This window comes from Fischerella thermalis PCC 7521 (assembly GCF_000317225.1).
Taxonomy (GTDB): domain Bacteria; phylum Cyanobacteriota; class Cyanobacteriia; order Cyanobacteriales; family Nostocaceae; genus Fischerella; species Fischerella thermalis.
In genome coordinates this window covers 18023-33681 of the sequence record NZ_AJLL01000106.1, presented here as the reverse complement: position 1 = coordinate 33681, position 15659 = coordinate 18023, and the positions used below count along the sequence as shown (strand labels likewise).

Sequence of the window (15659 nt, the reverse complement as noted above, 5' to 3'; positions counted from 1 at the left end):
TCGGTAATGGGAAAAACCAATGACCAACACCGAAGAGACGTAGCATTGCTACGTCTCTACAATAATGATTTGGCATCGAACTACAAAAATGTATGCACGCATAATTCATGACCAAATTCAGCAACGCCATTTCTTTTGTAACAGTTTCAGGTGCGAAATGTAGAATATAAACAACAGAAACACACAACCAAAATCCATCAGTGTGCATCGGTGTACATCTGTGTTCGTTCCCTAAAACCCGATCTTCATCATCACGACAATCCATCAGCAATTAAACACTCCCGTAAACAGGAACCGCCGCACCTCGAATATCTTTAGCTGCTTCCGAAGCTAAAAAGCAAATCACCTGCGCCAAAGACTCAGCTTTCACCCATTTATCAGCATTTTCTACACCCATCGCTTCCCGGTTACTAGGAGTATCAATAACGCTAGGAAGAACTACATTAGCAGTAATATTAGTTCCTTTGGTTTCGTCTGCGATCGCTTTCGTCAGCGCAACCACACCAGCTTTAGAAGCACAATAAGCTGCGAGCTGTCCAGATGGTTCCACAGCACCTCTAGAACCAACAGTTACAATCCGTCCATAGCGATTTTCTAACATTCTCCTCAGGCTATGTTTACAAACCAAAAAAGTTGTAGTCAGGTTTAAATCAAAATCCTTTTTCCAATTCTCCAAGCTGTATTCATGGGTTTTCCCCATCGCAAACCCACCCACCAGATGAATTAACACATCTACTCTTTGCATCTGGTTGATAATATTTTCTACTGAAGCTTCTTCTGCTAAATTTGCACAGACAAACTTAATTCTGGCAATCTCAGCAGGTGAGAGAATTGCCTTGAGACGTTCGACTTCTTTGGGGTTGTAATAGGGAATTGTGATTGCTGCTGCTCCTTGCGCTAAAACTGCTGGTGTCACGCCTAAACCTAATCCACCAGTACCGCCTGTGAGTAAAATGTGCTTGCCTTTCATGAGTTTGTTTAGTTCTGCAATATATCAAATTCTCAATGGTTGGTAATTAAAATACAGCCAGAATTTCTTTCTACCACGGTTTTTAAACCACATGACAACTAGCGCTGGTATGAATTTCGGCAATACTGCCAATATCGAAGTATACAACCATAGTAAACCTTGACGCTCCACTAAGTCTTGTACATCACCTCTACTGTTGGATGTTGGCGATCGCGTAGATAGTCTCGAAATTTGTAATCACTAACAATAAAAGTTAGAGCTAGTAATATTAGCTCATCATACATTACGGCATGGGTAACATCATGATTTAATTAGCGGTATCATGCTTTATGCAATGATATTCACACCGACAGATGAACCAGTTTCAACCTATATCCGCCGAGCTACTACTCTGATTCTGAAATAAAAATAAAAGATTGTACTTTTCAAGGATTATATAGTGCCATAAAGTAGTAAGGTAGAAATTATGGATTGATAACAATTTAAATATGAGTTTTAATTGTAATCTTTAACTTAAATTTAACCTATTTACTCTATGGCTAGACGTACCTCTTCCCCATCTCCTGTAACTGCCACAACTACACTAGCTCTTTCATCTCTCCATATTCGTCTAGAAGCGCTAGAAAAAGAACATCAATGGCTGCTGAAACAGATTAAGAAGAAACAAAAGGAACTGAATAATTTTGTTGAGCAGATGCGCTCTTTCGCCACAGAAATATTTCATAGAGGTACTGCTAGCTTTAAAAAACTTGCAGAAATCGACGAAGAAATTCATAGTTTATTCGATGAAATATTTGCCACGAGAAAGTTCGGGAAACAAACCAAGAAAAGTATTGAAGGAATTTACCGCAATCTCCAGATGGCAGGAATCATTAGTCCAAAACGCGATCACGATGATTCAGACACAGAATTAGATGAACTGTTTGAAACAGATGATCAAAAGCAAGAATTTTTTGGTTCCTCTCAACAAAACAATTATCAGCATCAACAACATTCAGAATTTACCCCTACAAGTAAATCTGATGAATCGAGAAAGGTTAGAAATACATTTTTGAGGTTAGCAGAAATATTTCACCCTGATAAGGTGACTGATGATGAAACGCAAATGCGTCATACAGAAATCATGAAGGAAATTAATAAAGCTTACCAAGAAGGGGATTTAGCCAGACTTTTAGAAATTGAACGACAACATCAAGCAGGAGAATCTGTAGATAGTAACAATGAAGATGATTTAACTCGCAAATGTCATCGTTTAGAACAAGAAACTGAATTCCTCAAAACGCAATATGAGACAATTAAGAGAGAACTGCGTTTAGTCAAAAATACCCCAGAAGGGATGATAGTTGCTGATTGTCGCAAAATCGCCAAAGAAGGAATTGATCCTATAGATCAGATGTTAGGACAAGTTGAATCTGAAATTCAAGTTATTTCTCATATCCGCGATTTTGTGAAGGATTTTCGAGAGCAAAAAATTACAATCAAAGAGTTTCTCTGTGGACCAACTATTTTGCAACAGATGAACGAGGAAGTGATGGAAGATTTGTTAGAACAAATGTTGGAAGAATTAAGTGCAAGAATAGTGTTTTAACAGTTATCAGTTGTAGGTGAACACTACATACAATCTCCCACGATTGCGTGTGGGTCTTGATAGCGAGTCAAACGATAATCCGCCCAACCCAATTCGTGTTTACTTTGCTTTCAGCCATATTCAATCCAAGTTCTTAACCCATAAAAATTCCCAACATCTCTTGGGGTAATGTCTGAGTATTTACTCATTACATACCATGCTCTGTGGCGAAGTTCTACCTGTTGTATCTTCTTATACTACTGCTCAAGTGAGACAACAGGGATAGCTTGAAATATTGGCGCGGACTTACCCATATCCTCATATCCCCCTTGTTTTTTGAAAGTTTACATAATCTTTAATTTTTTCTAGGATAATAATTCAAAGTATTTAAGTAACTTGATAGTTTTTTTTGAAATATAAAATACAAAGCATAGGAGTAACAAATTTTTGTTTGGATATTTGCAGACTCTTGTTAATGCTATTTTTATACAAGGTCATTTCATGAAATCAATTGTTTATTTGAATAAATTTCAAATTTTCTCTTTGTTACCATTTATTCAATAAACAAGCTTCACAGGATTCCGTATTTATTGAAAAAATTGGATGCTAAAGCTAGAGAATATCAACATTCCACCTTGATTAATTCATTGCAATTCCCAAGACAGATTACATATTGTTAAGTGTGTTAATATACTATTTTTTTGTATGAATAGTAACCTTAAAAATATTTGTAATTCAGCAATATTTTAAATGTCAGCAAAATTTATAACCATGAGTGTAAATATAAAATTTATTGTATAAAATACCAAAGCATATTCATATATTTTAACAAACTAGACTTATAAGAAAATAGCAAATCTTTGTCGAGGGTATTGACGATTTCGTGATGATCACTTTAGGTTAATATGAATCAAAAATTGCGAAAATCATCAACTAACAAACAAGTCTATTCTCTTTGCCTATTGAAGCTTATTTACATGACTATTAAAACAGTTAACAGTGAACAGCTATCAGTTTCATTGCTAGGTATACAGCAGATTTAATCGAGGATTTCGATGGTGAATGACACTAGTCTGGATAGAGGAAAACTGGTTTTGACCTCCCCAAAAGACACGGTTGATATCAAAAAAATCTCTACAATTCTATTTCGCAGGCGCTTTTTAATTGTGGGTATTTCCTGTGTAGTGATGTCGGTTGCAGTCCTTTTAGCTTTGAAAGCAAAGCCTGCATATCAAAGCTCTATGCAGATACTTGTGAGTTCCAATCTCGCAGAAGAAGAAGTATCAAATAATATCCCAACAAGTACAAATAAAGATGCGATCGCATCTACATTAAAAGGTGTAGAATACAGTCCTCAAGTAGGTTTAATACTCAGTTCCAAACTGATTCAAAAAGCCGTAGATTCGTTGCGTTCTGAGTATCCAGATCTCACAGTTGAAGATATCAAAGGTAAGAAGACTCAAAAAAGACCTCTAGCGATCACTGCCATAGATCCTGGAACTGGAGCTAATCAAGTTTTTGGGCAAGTATTTGAGCTTTCCTTTGAAAGCAACGATCCTGTAAAAACCCAGAAAGTTCTACAAGCTCTGCAAAGAGTATACACAGATTATGTTCTCAAACAACGACAGGAACGGCTTGATCAAGCACTGACTTTTGTTAATGATCGCCTCACCAAAATTAAACAGGAAGTCAAGCAAGCTGAGGGAAATCTAGAAAAGTTTCGCAAAAAGTACAACTTAATTGACCCAGAAGTGCAAGGTGAAATCCTGCTAGAAACCCTTGCAGATATTAAAAAACAATTGCAAACCACTCGCGCTCAATTGCAAAATGCCCAAGCGCGCCACAAAAATCTGCAAAAGGAAATAGCTTATTCTCCGCAAAATTTAGCCCTTACCTCAAGTCTGAGTCAGTCGAACCCTTATCAAACACTACTTGATGAAATTCAAAAAACAGAATTGTCTTTAGCTAAAGAACGTCAACGCTATACAGACGACTCTCCCAAAATCAAAGACTTGATTCAGCAGCACCAAAGCCAACTAGAGTTATTACAAAAAGAAATTGAGCGATCGCTCACTACCAAAGACTCACCTAAGCAAGCAATAAACACAAACTCGACTGAACCAAGCAAGTGGGAAACACTCAAGCAAGCATTAGCAGAAAAACCATCTCCCGCAGCCAACCCAGAACAACAGCAATTAATTCCAGGATTGCTAACAGAAGTAAATCAAAAGCTCATGCAACAATTAATCGAGGTGCAGACAACGGTTGAGGGACTACGTGCTAGTGAACAGAGTTTGGTTGCATCAGAAAAGCAAATTCGCTCAGAACTCAGCAAATATCCCAGCCTCATCTCGGAGTACAACCGTTTGTTACCTGAAGTGCAAGCAACTCGCAAAAAACTTGAGCAAATGACAGCAGCACAACAGGCTTTAGGATTAAGAATTGCTCAAATAGGCTCTGACTTGCAAGTATTGGAAGAACCCCAACGCGGAACTGATTTAGGTAGCAACAGCTTATTCTTCCTTCTGGGAGGATTGATCATAGCACCTTTATTGAGTGTCGGAACAGCCGTAATCCGGGAATTGTCTGACGATGTGATCTCCTCTCCCTCAGAGTTACAAAGGCTAACAAATCTGCGGTTACTCGCAACAGTTCCAAAACTGAGCAAGCCTCGTCGTTACAAACAGCTTTTACACTTGCCCAAGATGTGGCACTCTCACAAAGAGAAAAACACATCTGAGGGCAAAACTCTGCCTGTTTACGCTACTTGGCCATCCCATGAAACGTTGGATATGGCTTATCAAAATCTACAAATCATCACACCTTCTTTTAAGTCCGTGATGTTGACATCCGCACAACCAAAAGAAGGTAAGACGAGCATTGCTTTGGGACTAGCGGTTAGTGCTGCTCGTATGCATAAACGGGTGTTGTTGATTGATGCCAATCTGCGAGAACCGAGTCTGCACAAAACCTTGGAACTTGCCAACGATTGGGGACTATCTCTGTTGTTGGTTGATGAAAGCAATACCTCTGATCACAATTACATTCAACCAGTTCATCCCTCCATTGATGTTTTAACAGCCGGTTCCCCAATTGAAGATGCAGTCAGATTGCTCAGTTCTGGACGTATGAAGGAACTGTTGGAATCATTTGAGCAGACTTACGACTTGGTGTTAATAGATGCTCCCGCCATTCTCAAGACAGTTGATGCCAGAATTTTAGCAACCTTGTGCGATCGCATCATCATGGTGTCATGCCTTGGTAAAATTACTCAACCTGATGTTATTCAAGTTACGGATATTTTGAAAAACTTGAATTTAGTTGGTATTATTGCTAATACTGCTCAGTAAAACAACAACAGAGATCAGGGAATGGGAAGACAAAGCAGACAAGGGAGAACATCTGCACTCCCTACACTTCCCACACTTCCCATAATCCCATCTACCCAATCCCCATTTCCTTTTAAATCTTCAGCGGAAGTTCTATTTGAAAGGCTGAACCTTGAGCAAGCACACTCTTGACAGAGATTTGTCCGTGGTGCGCTTGCACAATTTGTTGAGCGATCGCCAGCCCAAGTCCAAAGCCACCGGTTTGGCGAGAGCGGACAGTGTCTACGCGATAAAAACGATCAAAGATATAAGGCAAATCGCTAGCAGGAATGCCAATACCGTTGTCTTCCACCTGAATCACAGCGCGGTGGGACTGGGTGAAAAGACGCAACTGTACTTTACCCTTTGCTGGAGTGTATTTTAAAGCATTACTCAGGAGGTTGATTATGGCTTGTTTCAGCAAATTAGCATCAGCATATAAGATCACAGGTTGCTCTGGAATTTGAGTGCTAAAATTTAAACTTTGAGCAGCAGCTTGGGCGGCGAACTCTACAGCAAGCGATCGCAAAAGTTCACTCAAATCAATCGGTTTTAATATAGTTTCTGCTAGTGGGCCATCATGGCGTGAAAGGAAGAGCAGATTATTGATCAGCGCACTCATAGACTTGGCAGTCTCTGCAATCTTTTGCAAACGCAGTCGTTGTTCCACAGTATCTTCAGGTGGGATTAAGGCAACTTGAGCATTACTCAACACCGTTGCTACAGGTGTGCGTAGTTCATGGGAAGCATCGGCTGTAAATCGCTGTAATTGCTGATAAGCCCGGCGAGTTGGTCGCATTGCCAATCCCCCTAAAAACCAACCTGTAATTCCAATCACGCCAAAAGTGAAGGGAACACCTAAAGCTAAAAATAAGCGAGCTTGATTTAATCTGCTGCGTAGGGATTCCAAGCTAGCTGCTGCTTGGAAATAACCGATCAGCTCCTTATTTTGCAAAACGGGAATAGTAACTTGGCGAACCCAAGTAGTTTCAGTGTATTCTACGGCAGATCGCTCTTGCAAAGTTTGAAATCCAGGTTCTGTGGTTAACTGTCTAACACTCGAAGAACCACCTATATGCTGTACTAGTTGTCTGTCAGCATTGTACCATCGGGCGTATAGCAGTCCACCATTTAATGACACGTCTTGCTCTACAGGAGTGCGATCGCCTTGATTTTGACCCAGCGTGTACTGAGTTTTACTAGCAAAAGTTTTACTTTGGGCAAACAGTTCCTCATCAAAAAAGCGCAACTGCTCCTCTACATTTAGACAGTAGCCTACTCCTGCAAACGCAAACAAAATTCCACCCATTGATAGGGCGAACCAGTGAGCCAGATTACGGCGACTACGATCAAACATTGTGTAATGAAATGAAAAGGATGGGAGATGGGGTGATGGGGAGATGGGGTGATGGGGAGATGGGGTGATGGGGTGATGTTCTCCCTTGTCTTCCTTGTCCTCTTTGTCCCTCTTGTCTTTTTCCTCCCTTTATCATGATTTATAGTTCACGGATTGGGCGGATTCAACCGATAGCCTACCCGATGCACAGTTTCGATCCAATCTCTGGCCCCGATGATTTGCAGACGTTGACGCAAGCGACGCACTAAAGTTGTAACTGCGTTACTTTCGGGTTCTTCTCCGCAACTCCACAAAGCTTGCTCAATCTGGTCATGAGATAAAATTTGGCGGGGATGACGCATCAAGTATTCCATTAATTGGAACTCCCGGCTAGAAAGTTGAGTTGTGACTGAATCAAGCTCGATAGTTAAATTAGCTAAATGCAGCTGCAAATCACCTAAGCTGAGTATATCTCCTTGCCACATTGGCGATCGCCTTCCCAATGCCCGCACCCGCGCCAACAGTTCTAACACATCCACTGGCTTGACTAAGTAATCATCTGCTCCTGCATCCAAACCCATCACCTTATCTGAAATTGTATCTTTTGCTGTTAGTATCAGCACTGGAGCCACTTTACCCGCCCGTCGATATGACTGACACAATTCCACTCCACTCACCTTAGGTAACATCCAATCTAGAATCAGTAAGTCATAATCTTTGTGAAAAGCAAACCATTGTGCTGTTTCTCCATCTTCAATCGCATCTACTGTATGCCCCACTTTTAATAATGCTGCCCGCAGAGGTTCCAACTGGGCTGGGTCGTCTTCAACTAGTAAGATCAACATCCCATTTGTTTAGCTTGCTGTAATTTTCACTTCTTAGTTCTAAGGTTAAGCTAAAAGAGTGACATAAAAGTGACATTCAGCAATTAACAGTAAGCAATTAACCCTATTCTTTCCATGCGTCAATTGCAAATTTTTCCAGTTTTACGAACATTAGGGTTTGTGTTTTGGTCATCCTTACCGTTGATTGGTCTGGTTTTTTGGCTGGGAAGTGGTTTAGTGGGAGATCAAATCCTCAGTCGTCCCTATACCCACAAAAAATATCTGCAAGCGGATACACAATTGGCACGGCAGATCATGAAAAAGATAGTAGCTATAGAGGTGAAAGTTCTTCCACAAGAAGGGATTTCGTTAGTAAATGTGAAAACAAATCACTCACCTCTCAAAAAAATGACATTTGAGTTTCCAATCACCGAACCCGGTCAACTTGAAGCCAACCTCAGTCACGAGTTGGGCTTATCGCGGGAGCGAATCAGAGAACTAATTCGCTATTGAGGGCTGGATGGGTAATTGGTAATGGGTAATTGGTAATGGGTAATGGGTAATGGGTAATGGGTAATGGGTAATGGGTAATTGGTAATGGGTAATGGGTAATGGGTAATGGGTAATGGGTAATGGGTAATTGGGCATTGTTATTAGCCATCAACAACCAACAACCAACTATCAACAACCAACTATCAACAAATGACAAATAACCAATGACGGTCTTCACGAGTTAACTCTAATTGTGTCGAGCTACTTACATATTGAAATCCAAGTTTGCACATTTTTGTAACATTTATCCATCAAACTACAAACTTTGACATTCTTTTGTCATATTTATCCATCAAACTGCAAGTAAGAAAACTTTCCGCATTTTTGAATATTATTCCTTCTGCCTTCTGCCCTCTGCCTTCTGCCCTCTGCCTTCTGCCCTCTGCCTTCTCAATCATCAACCGCTATGGATACTTCTGAAGCTCCAGTTTCAAACCCTGAAACCCAGTCAGACAGTTCTGTACCCTCTGAGTTAATGCCTACTCGTTCTGGCAAACCCTGGTTCCGAACATTAATAGTTTTGTTTTTGACCACTGGGGGCATTATCCTTTGGCGGATGCTGGCTCCTGGTGGCGCACCCCAATCTTCTGTGGCCCAACAGCAGCAAGGGCCACCCCCACGTCCAATTGAAACGATCGCTCTGGCAACCGGAACTGCTACCAGGAATATACAGCTTTTAGGACAGGTGGAAGCTACTCAACAGTCCACAATTCGCGCTCGAACTAGTGGAATTGTGAAAAAGATATTAGTGCAACCGGGCGATCGCGTCAAGGCAGGAATGGCAATTGCCATCTTAGATGACTCGGATCAGCAATTGGCGATCGCCCAAGCACAGGCACAACTGGCACAGCAACGTAGCAATTTAGCACGCTTAGAAGTAGGTACTCGTCCAGAAATTATTGCTCAGCGTCAAGCAGCAGTGACATCTGCCAAGGCGCGAGAACAGGAAGCGCGGGATAACCTCAAGCGTACTAGCAACCTAGTGAAAGAAGGTGCTTTGTCGCAAAGATTACTAGTAGAAGCTCAAACAAATTTAAATGATACCCAAGGAGCGCTGCTAGAAGCTGAAGCTGAGCTTGCCGAAGCCAAAGCAGGACCAATCCAAGAGGAAATTGCCGCCCAAAAGGCCAATGTAGAAGCAGCCAAAGCCAACTTAGCACAAGCACAATTGGCACAGCAGCGGACTCGGATCGTGGCACCACAATCGGGTGTGGTGCAGACACGCCATGTCAGTAATGGTGATTTAGTGCAAAGCTCTGACCAAATTATCACCTTAGTAGCAGGCGATCGCTTTGACATTTTCCTCGAGTTACCAGAAGAGCTTACCGGTCGAGTTACCCCAGGTATGGCAATTGAACTCACAGCTCGCGCCTTACCACAATGGAAACAACGGGCGACGATCACCGCCGTAGTTCCCTCCGCCGACAGTGCCTCCCGTCGCCAACGCGTACGTGTCCAAATTAACAATCCACCACCAGGATTATTACCAGGTATGGCGATCGCAGGCAACCTCAATATGCCTACGAATCGCTCTAGCTTTGTTGTCTCGCGAGACGCCTTAACCAGAAGGCAAAACGAGTGGTTTGTCTTCACAGTTGCTGATGGCAAAGCTAAACAAATTCAGGTAGAAATGGTTGCTGACATGGGCAAAGACATGGCAATTTACCATCCTTCCCTCCGATCCGGTCAACGCATCGTCCTGCGTGGCGGTGATGGGTTGCAAGATGGTGCGCCAGTGAAGATAGTTGATCGCAGTTGAGGCTGACAGACAAGGAGGACAAGGGAGAAAATCTCCCCATCACCCCACTGCCCCTAATCCCCATCACCCCTACTCCCCAATCCCACTATGAACTTTATCGAAACTTCTGTGCGTTGGCGACATGGGACTTTTGTCCTGTTTTGCTTGCTCTCAATATTTGGGGTGTTCTCGCTCCTGAATTTGCCTTTAGAATTGCAACCAGGAGGCGATCGCCCGGAAATCACGATTACTACCACCTATCCAGGAGCAGGACCGACGGAGGTAGAGAACCTGATTACGCGCCCCATTGAAGAGCAAATGGAAGAGGTGCTGGGTGTTCAGGAAATCAGCAGTAACTCTCGGGCTGGACGCAGCAGCATCACGCTGGAATTTACTCCAGATGCTAATTTACAAGAGCGGATGATTGATGTCATCAACCGCTTGCAGCAGGTGGAAAGCTTGCCCCCAGAAGCTCAGGAATCGAGTGTTGAACTGGTAGGTGGCAATAGTTCCCCAATGATGTGGATTCCTTTTGACACAAAAGAAGGATGGGAGCCGGATGCCAACCGCTATCGAGATTTAGCCGAGGAAGTAGTGGTTCCGCGCTTGCGCCGAGTGGAGGGAACAGGGCAATTTTTGGTAATAGGTGGACAAGAGCGAGAAGTAGAGGTGAAGGTTGACCCAAAAGCATTGTCTGACCGTAACCTGACGATTGGTGACGTGGTGCGGGTACTGCGGGAAAACAACCGCGATATCCGGGGTGGGCCGTTGATTTTAGGACGAAGAGAATATCGGGTACGTACAGTCAGCCGATCGCAGGATCTATCACAAATAGAAGGCTTTGTACTGCGGCGCGATCAGTCCGGTACGGTTTACTTGCGGGATGTGGCTCAGGTACAAATGGGACGCAAACCCCAAGATAGCGCATTGATATTCAACGGCAAACCAGGAGCAGCAGTTGGTGTGATTCGCCAAATAGGGGCAAATGTGCCAGAGGTTGCTAAAGGTATCCGAGCAGAAATTGCCGCACTGCAAGCTGAGTTCGATAAGCAAAACCAGGGAATTCGTTTTGTCTATAACTACGACGAGAGCCAATATATCAATCAATCTGTAGCTTTTGTCCAAGGTAACTTGGTGAGTGGGGCGCTACTAGCAACCATTGTCCTGATTTTGTTCCTTGGCTCTATGCGTACTGTGGCGGTGGTAGCGATTACAATTCCGACGACACTGATTATGGTGTTCATCGTCATGTCTGCATTGGGAAGGACATTGAACATTATCAGTTTGGCAGGATTGGCGTTTGCGGTGGGTATGGTCGTGGATAACGCGATCGTCGTAATTGAGAATATCTTCACCCACATGCAGCAGGGTAAAAGTGCCATGCGGGCAGCGATTGAAGGTACGCAGGAAGTTTGGGGCGCCATGCTGGGTTCTACTCTCACCAACGTTGTAGTGTTTGTGCCGCTAATTATGGTTACAGGCGAAGCAGGACAACTTTATGCTGATATGGCGATCGCTCTTTCTGCTTCTTCTCTATTTTCGTTGTTTGCTGCATTGACCTTAGTACCCATGCTATCGGGATTGTTCCTCAAGCAATCGGAAGCGATGCAAATGATGGAGGGCGGCGAATATCGCGGTGGTAATTGGTTGGAGCGTTCAGTTGCCAAGTCTTCAGCCGTATTTCGTCATTTCCAAGGCAAACTCGAAAATTTTCTAGCTTCTACTGTCAGTTGGTCATTGGGACGTAAGCGGATTGGTCGTCGTTTACTAGTGTTGTCGATTCCTGTTGCTTTACTTGTCATTAGTGTTCTGCTACTCCCACCAGCAGATTATTTACCGGAAGGTAATCGCAACTTAGTTGTGTTGCGGGCGGAACCTTTACCAGGAACCAGCATTCCTGAGGCAATTAAGCAATCTGAACCTGTGCAGGCATTTTTGCGATCGCAACCAGAAGTAGAGCGGATTATGTATGTGGATCGTCCCGGCGCACTAAGGGGAATAGCAACAATCTTAAAGCCAGAATTTGCCACCACAACTGGGTTAGCTGAGATGGTGGAACGGTTGCGCGCCCAAAGCAGCAACTTTGCTGGATATCGCTTTATGGTTCCGACTCGGATTTCTATCTTCCGCGATCCTGGCAAGGAATTTGAAGTCGATATTGTTGGAGATGACCTCAATCAACTTAGCGATCTGGAGAAACAAATCACAGGCAAATTGCGCCAACTTCCAGGAGTGAATAATATCCGTTCCAACTTTGTTATGGGAGCAGCAGAACTACAAGTGATTCCCAATCGGGAACGCATCGCCGAAGTCGGACTCTCGGAAGCAGAAATTGGTTCGATGGTGGAAGCAGCGTTGGGTGGACGCATTGCCTCCGATTACATTGATGGCAAAGAAGAACTCGATGTTTCCGTGGAACTACAAAATACCGCCGTCGAAACACCAGAGCAACTGCGACAATTGCCACTGTATGCCCAGGGACGACAGGTACAACTAGGTGATGTTGCTGAAGTCAGGGAAACGACTGGCCCCGATGTGATTAATCACGTTAATTTAGAGCGATCAATTAGCCTCACCGTCTCCCTCGCACCGGATGCGCCCCTGGCGACGCTGGTAGAACGCACTGAAAATGAAATTCTCGCTCCTTTACGTGCGAATCTACCCGCAGGTTATCGTCTAGAACTGGCGGGTTCAGCAGATCAGTTAGCAGCAACCGTTGCTCAATTAGCTGCTGCGTTTGCATTTTCGATTTTAATCACTTATTTGTTACTAGTGGCGCTGTATCGCTCATTTCTCTACCCAGTGGTAATTATGGCAACTGTACCAATGGGGATGAGTGGCGCACTCTTAAGTCTCGTCATTGCCAACCGTATTCCAGGAATGAATGTGGCGTTGGATATGATTACAGCTTTGGGATTTGTGATCCTCACAGGTGTGGTTGTCAACAACGCAATTTTGCTGGTTGATCGAGCCTTGCAACTTCAGGAAGCAGGCGAGGATTATGATGCCTCACTATACAATGCCACTAGCGATCGCCTACGCGCCATTTTCATGTCTGCTGGAACTAGTGTGTTAGGAATGTTACCGTTAGCAGTGCTACCAGGTCAGGGTTCAGAACTTTACCAGGGATTAGGTATTGTCCTGACAGGCGGTTTGGCATTTTCTACTATTTTGACTCCTACTGTTGTACCTGCGCTCATGGGTTTACTATATGATCTGTCTGGACGCAGATCGCGATCGTCTGCCACAAAAAATACTGCCCCAGCTGTGAGGTAGTGGTTTGCGGTTGGGTAGGTGTAGGGAAAACAAACACAGTGCAAGGCGATGCACACAGATAAAGCAGCGTTGCATATTTGCGGGATGATTTTCTCTGCCAATGAAAAAACTTAATTCTTGGCGTTCTACCGTTCCGGTAGACACGAAGTGGCTTCTGAAAGTAACCGCTGCGCGTCTATGGCGTCTTGGTGAGACCAGTCTCCGTCTTTTCATATCTTGCATCAAATGTTCATACGCCAAGGAATAAATTCCTTGGCTAATAGCAAAAGTCAGATAAATCTGACTAGGATGGTATTTCAGTCCGTTTCAACGAACTTATGTTATTAGCTTGAGAATTTATTCTCAAGCGGGATATGGGGTAGGTGCAAGATGTCAGTCTTGGCGGTCGCCGTCACGTAGACGCGTAGCACGGCTTCAAGGTAGAGTACCCGGAGGGTGGTTCATTCTCCATCCCCATCTTATGCAACGCCTTATTTCCTTTACAACTTCAAATGGCTCTTGAAAAACCACTCATTGCGCGATCGCGCAGATAGCGATCAAACACAGCAGCGATATTACGGATGAGTAAGCGTCCGGTAGGTGTAACTTCGATCTGATTGGGAGAAAGTCTAATCAAACCATCAGCTTCCAACGATCGCAGTTGCAAGCGTTCGTTAGCAAAATACTCTACAAAATCATAATCAAAGTTCAGATGGTATTTTTCCGCAATTTCATTGAGTGAGAGTCGAAATTGACACATTAACTCCATAATCACTGTGCGGCGAATGATATCATCGCGATCAAGTTTGACTCCTTTTTCAATTGGTAGTTTGTCTGTGTCGATCGCTCGATAGTAACTTTTCAAATGTTTATGGTTTTGCACATATACATCATGCAGCATAGTAATGGAAGTCATGCCAAACCCAAATAAATCTGACTCCGGTTTGGTGGTATACCCTTGAAAGTTGCGATGCAGTTGCCCATTTTGTTGAGCGATCGCCAATTCATCATTTGGTTTGGCAAAATGATCCATGCCAATGAATACGTAGCCATTTGTGCTTAATTCTTCAATCGTCATTTGCAAAATATTGAGTTTTTCGGAAGCTGGTGGTAATGCTTCCTGGGGAATTCGCCGTTGCACTGGTTTTAACCATGGCACATAAGCAAAGTTAAAAACGGCTATGCGATCGGGATTCAGTTGAATGGTTTTGTGGACGGTATTTCTAAAAGTCTCTAGGTTTTGATATGGCAATCCATAAATCAGATCAACGTTAATACTGGTAAACCCAGCATCGCGCATCCAGTCCATCACCTGAAACAGCATGGCTTCTGGTTGAATCCGGTTGACTGCCTCCTGTACCTGGGGATTAAAATCTTGAATACCAAAACTAATCCGGTTGAACCCCAAGTCCTTCAAGAAAAATAGGTATTCTCTATCGAGCGATCGCGGATTGACTTCAATAGAAATTTCTGCGTGATCATCAAATTTAAAATGCTCACTCAGAGTATTCCACAGAGTCTCAACTTGACTGAGGGATAAATAGTTAGGAGTACCACCGCCCCAGTGTAATTGCCCAACGGCACGATCGCTATCAATCAAAGCTGCTACTTGGCGGATATTGCGAGTCAAGTAGTCTAGATAACGTTCTGCCACTAATTTTTGTTGCGTAATCACGGTATTGCAGCCACAGAAATAGCAGGCGCTTTCACAAAAGGGAATATGACAATACAGCGATAATGGCGTTTTTTTGTAATTGCCGATGGCGATCGCAGCTCGAAAATCTACTTCTGCAAAATCTTCTGTTAACTCTGTAGCTGGTGGATAGCTGGTATAGCGTGGTAAAGGCTGATCGTATTTTCTCAGCAAATCAGCATCAAATCTAACAGTTTGTGGCAAAACTTTCATACGTGAATTTATACTTTCTGTTAATGAAAAAAACAGCAATCACCAATTACAAAATCTATCCGTGTCCATCTGTGTTTATCTGTGGTCGATTTATAAAACATGATCTCGGTCACAGCTTGAATTCACATCAGGCGTTATTTTTG

10 protein-coding genes and 1 pseudogene are annotated in these 15659 nt (G+C 43.2%); 5 read left to right on the top strand and 6 right to left on the bottom strand.

The window, feature by feature from the left end:
* Window positions 1-271 precede the first annotated feature (271 nt).
* Window positions 272-970, bottom strand: coding sequence for a 3-oxoacyl-ACP reductase FabG (fabG, locus tag UYK_RS0123025; protein ID WP_009456679.1), 699 nt, complete (start codon window positions 968-970; stop codon window positions 272-274).
* Between the two features lie 535 nt (window positions 971-1505).
* On the opposite strand from fabG, the gene UYK_RS0123020 reads away from it, so the two are divergent.
* Window positions 1506-2558 (top strand): J domain-containing protein, encoded by a 1053-nt coding sequence (locus UYK_RS0123020; protein WP_016872239.1) that lies wholly within the window; start codon window positions 1506-1508, stop codon window positions 2556-2558.
* Window positions 2559-2565: 7 nt separating this feature from the next.
* Here UYK_RS0123020 and UYK_RS25715 read toward each other — a convergent pair.
* Window positions 2566-2755, bottom strand: a pseudogene (locus UYK_RS25715) (IS701 family transposase); the annotation flags it as partial.
* 837 nt (window positions 2756-3592) lie between these two features.
* On the opposite strand from UYK_RS25715, the gene UYK_RS0123015 reads away from it, so the two are divergent.
* Complete coding sequence (locus tag UYK_RS0123015; protein WP_009456685.1) at window positions 3593-5887, top strand: GumC family protein; 2295 nt, start codon at window positions 3593-3595, stop codon at window positions 5885-5887.
* 112 nt (window positions 5888-5999) lie between these two features.
* On the opposite strand, the gene UYK_RS0123010 is transcribed toward UYK_RS0123015, so the two are convergent.
* Both UYK_RS0123010 and UYK_RS0123005 read right to left on the bottom strand, forming a co-directional pair.
* Window positions 6000-7262 (bottom strand): sensor histidine kinase, encoded by a 1263-nt coding sequence (locus UYK_RS0123010; protein ID WP_026086569.1) that lies wholly within the window; start codon window positions 7260-7262, stop codon window positions 6000-6002.
* A gap of 146 nt (window positions 7263-7408) precedes the next feature.
* On the bottom strand, window positions 7409-8086 hold the full coding sequence (locus UYK_RS0123005) for a response regulator transcription factor (RefSeq protein WP_016872237.1): 678 nt from the start codon (window positions 8084-8086) through the stop codon (window positions 7409-7411).
* A 114-nt stretch (window positions 8087-8200) separates the two neighbouring features.
* Here UYK_RS0123005 and UYK_RS0123000 point away from each other — a divergent pair, with 114 nt between their 5' ends.
* Window positions 8201-8578, top strand: a complete 378-nt coding sequence (locus tag UYK_RS0123000) for a hypothetical protein (RefSeq protein ID WP_016872236.1) — start codon at window positions 8201-8203, stop codon at window positions 8576-8578.
* On the opposite strand, the gene UYK_RS0122995 is transcribed toward UYK_RS0123000, so the two are convergent.
* Window positions 8556-8795: a hypothetical protein gene (locus tag UYK_RS0122995; RefSeq protein ID WP_016872235.1), complete on the bottom strand. Its 240-nt coding sequence runs from the start codon at window positions 8793-8795 to the stop codon at window positions 8556-8558. The genes UYK_RS0123000 and UYK_RS0122995 overlap by 23 nt on opposite strands.
* A gap of 228 nt (window positions 8796-9023) precedes the next feature.
* Here UYK_RS0122995 and UYK_RS0122985 point away from each other — a divergent pair, with 228 nt between their 5' ends.
* Window positions 9024-10376 (top strand): efflux RND transporter periplasmic adaptor subunit, encoded by a 1353-nt coding sequence (locus UYK_RS0122985; protein WP_016872233.1) that lies wholly within the window; start codon window positions 9024-9026, stop codon window positions 10374-10376.
* A gap of 87 nt (window positions 10377-10463) precedes the next feature.
* Window positions 10464-13631, top strand: coding sequence for an efflux RND transporter permease subunit (locus tag UYK_RS0122980; RefSeq protein WP_016872232.1), 3168 nt, complete (start codon window positions 10464-10466; stop codon window positions 13629-13631).
* A 487-nt stretch (window positions 13632-14118) separates the two neighbouring features.
* On the opposite strand, the gene hemN is transcribed toward UYK_RS0122980, so the two are convergent.
* A complete protein-coding gene (hemN, locus tag UYK_RS0122975; protein WP_009456691.1) occupies window positions 14119-15516 on the bottom strand; it encodes an oxygen-independent coproporphyrinogen III oxidase in 1398 nt (465 codons plus the stop codon).
* Window positions 15517-15659 lie beyond the last annotated feature (143 nt).

Excerpts from the sequence above, each read along its gene's own strand:
- fabG (WP_009456679.1), bottom strand. The coding sequence starts at position 970 with ATGAAAGGCAAGCACATTTTACTCACAGGCGGTACTGGTGGATTAGGT.
- UYK_RS0123000 (WP_016872236.1), top strand. The coding sequence starts at position 8,201 with ATGCGTCAATTGCAAATTTTTCCAGTTTTACGAACATTAGGGTTTGTG.
- UYK_RS0122985 (WP_016872233.1), top strand. The coding sequence starts at position 9,024 with ATGGATACTTCTGAAGCTCCAGTTTCAAACCCTGAAACCCAGTCAGAC.
- UYK_RS0123020 (WP_016872239.1), top strand. The coding sequence starts at position 1,506 with ATGGCTAGACGTACCTCTTCCCCATCTCCTGTAACTGCCACAACTACA.
- hemN (WP_009456691.1), bottom strand. The coding sequence starts at position 15,516 with ATGAAAGTTTTGCCACAAACTGTTAGATTTGATGCTGATTTGCTGAGA.
- UYK_RS0123010 (WP_026086569.1), bottom strand. The coding sequence starts at position 7,262 with ATGTTTGATCGTAGTCGCCGTAATCTGGCTCACTGGTTCGCCCTATCA.
- UYK_RS0123015 (WP_009456685.1), top strand. The coding sequence starts at position 3,593 with ATGGTGAATGACACTAGTCTGGATAGAGGAAAACTGGTTTTGACCTCC.
- UYK_RS0123005 (WP_016872237.1), bottom strand. The coding sequence starts at position 8,086 with ATGTTGATCTTACTAGTTGAAGACGACCCAGCCCAGTTGGAACCTCTG.
- UYK_RS0122980 (WP_016872232.1), top strand. The coding sequence starts at position 10,464 with ATGAACTTTATCGAAACTTCTGTGCGTTGGCGACATGGGACTTTTGTC.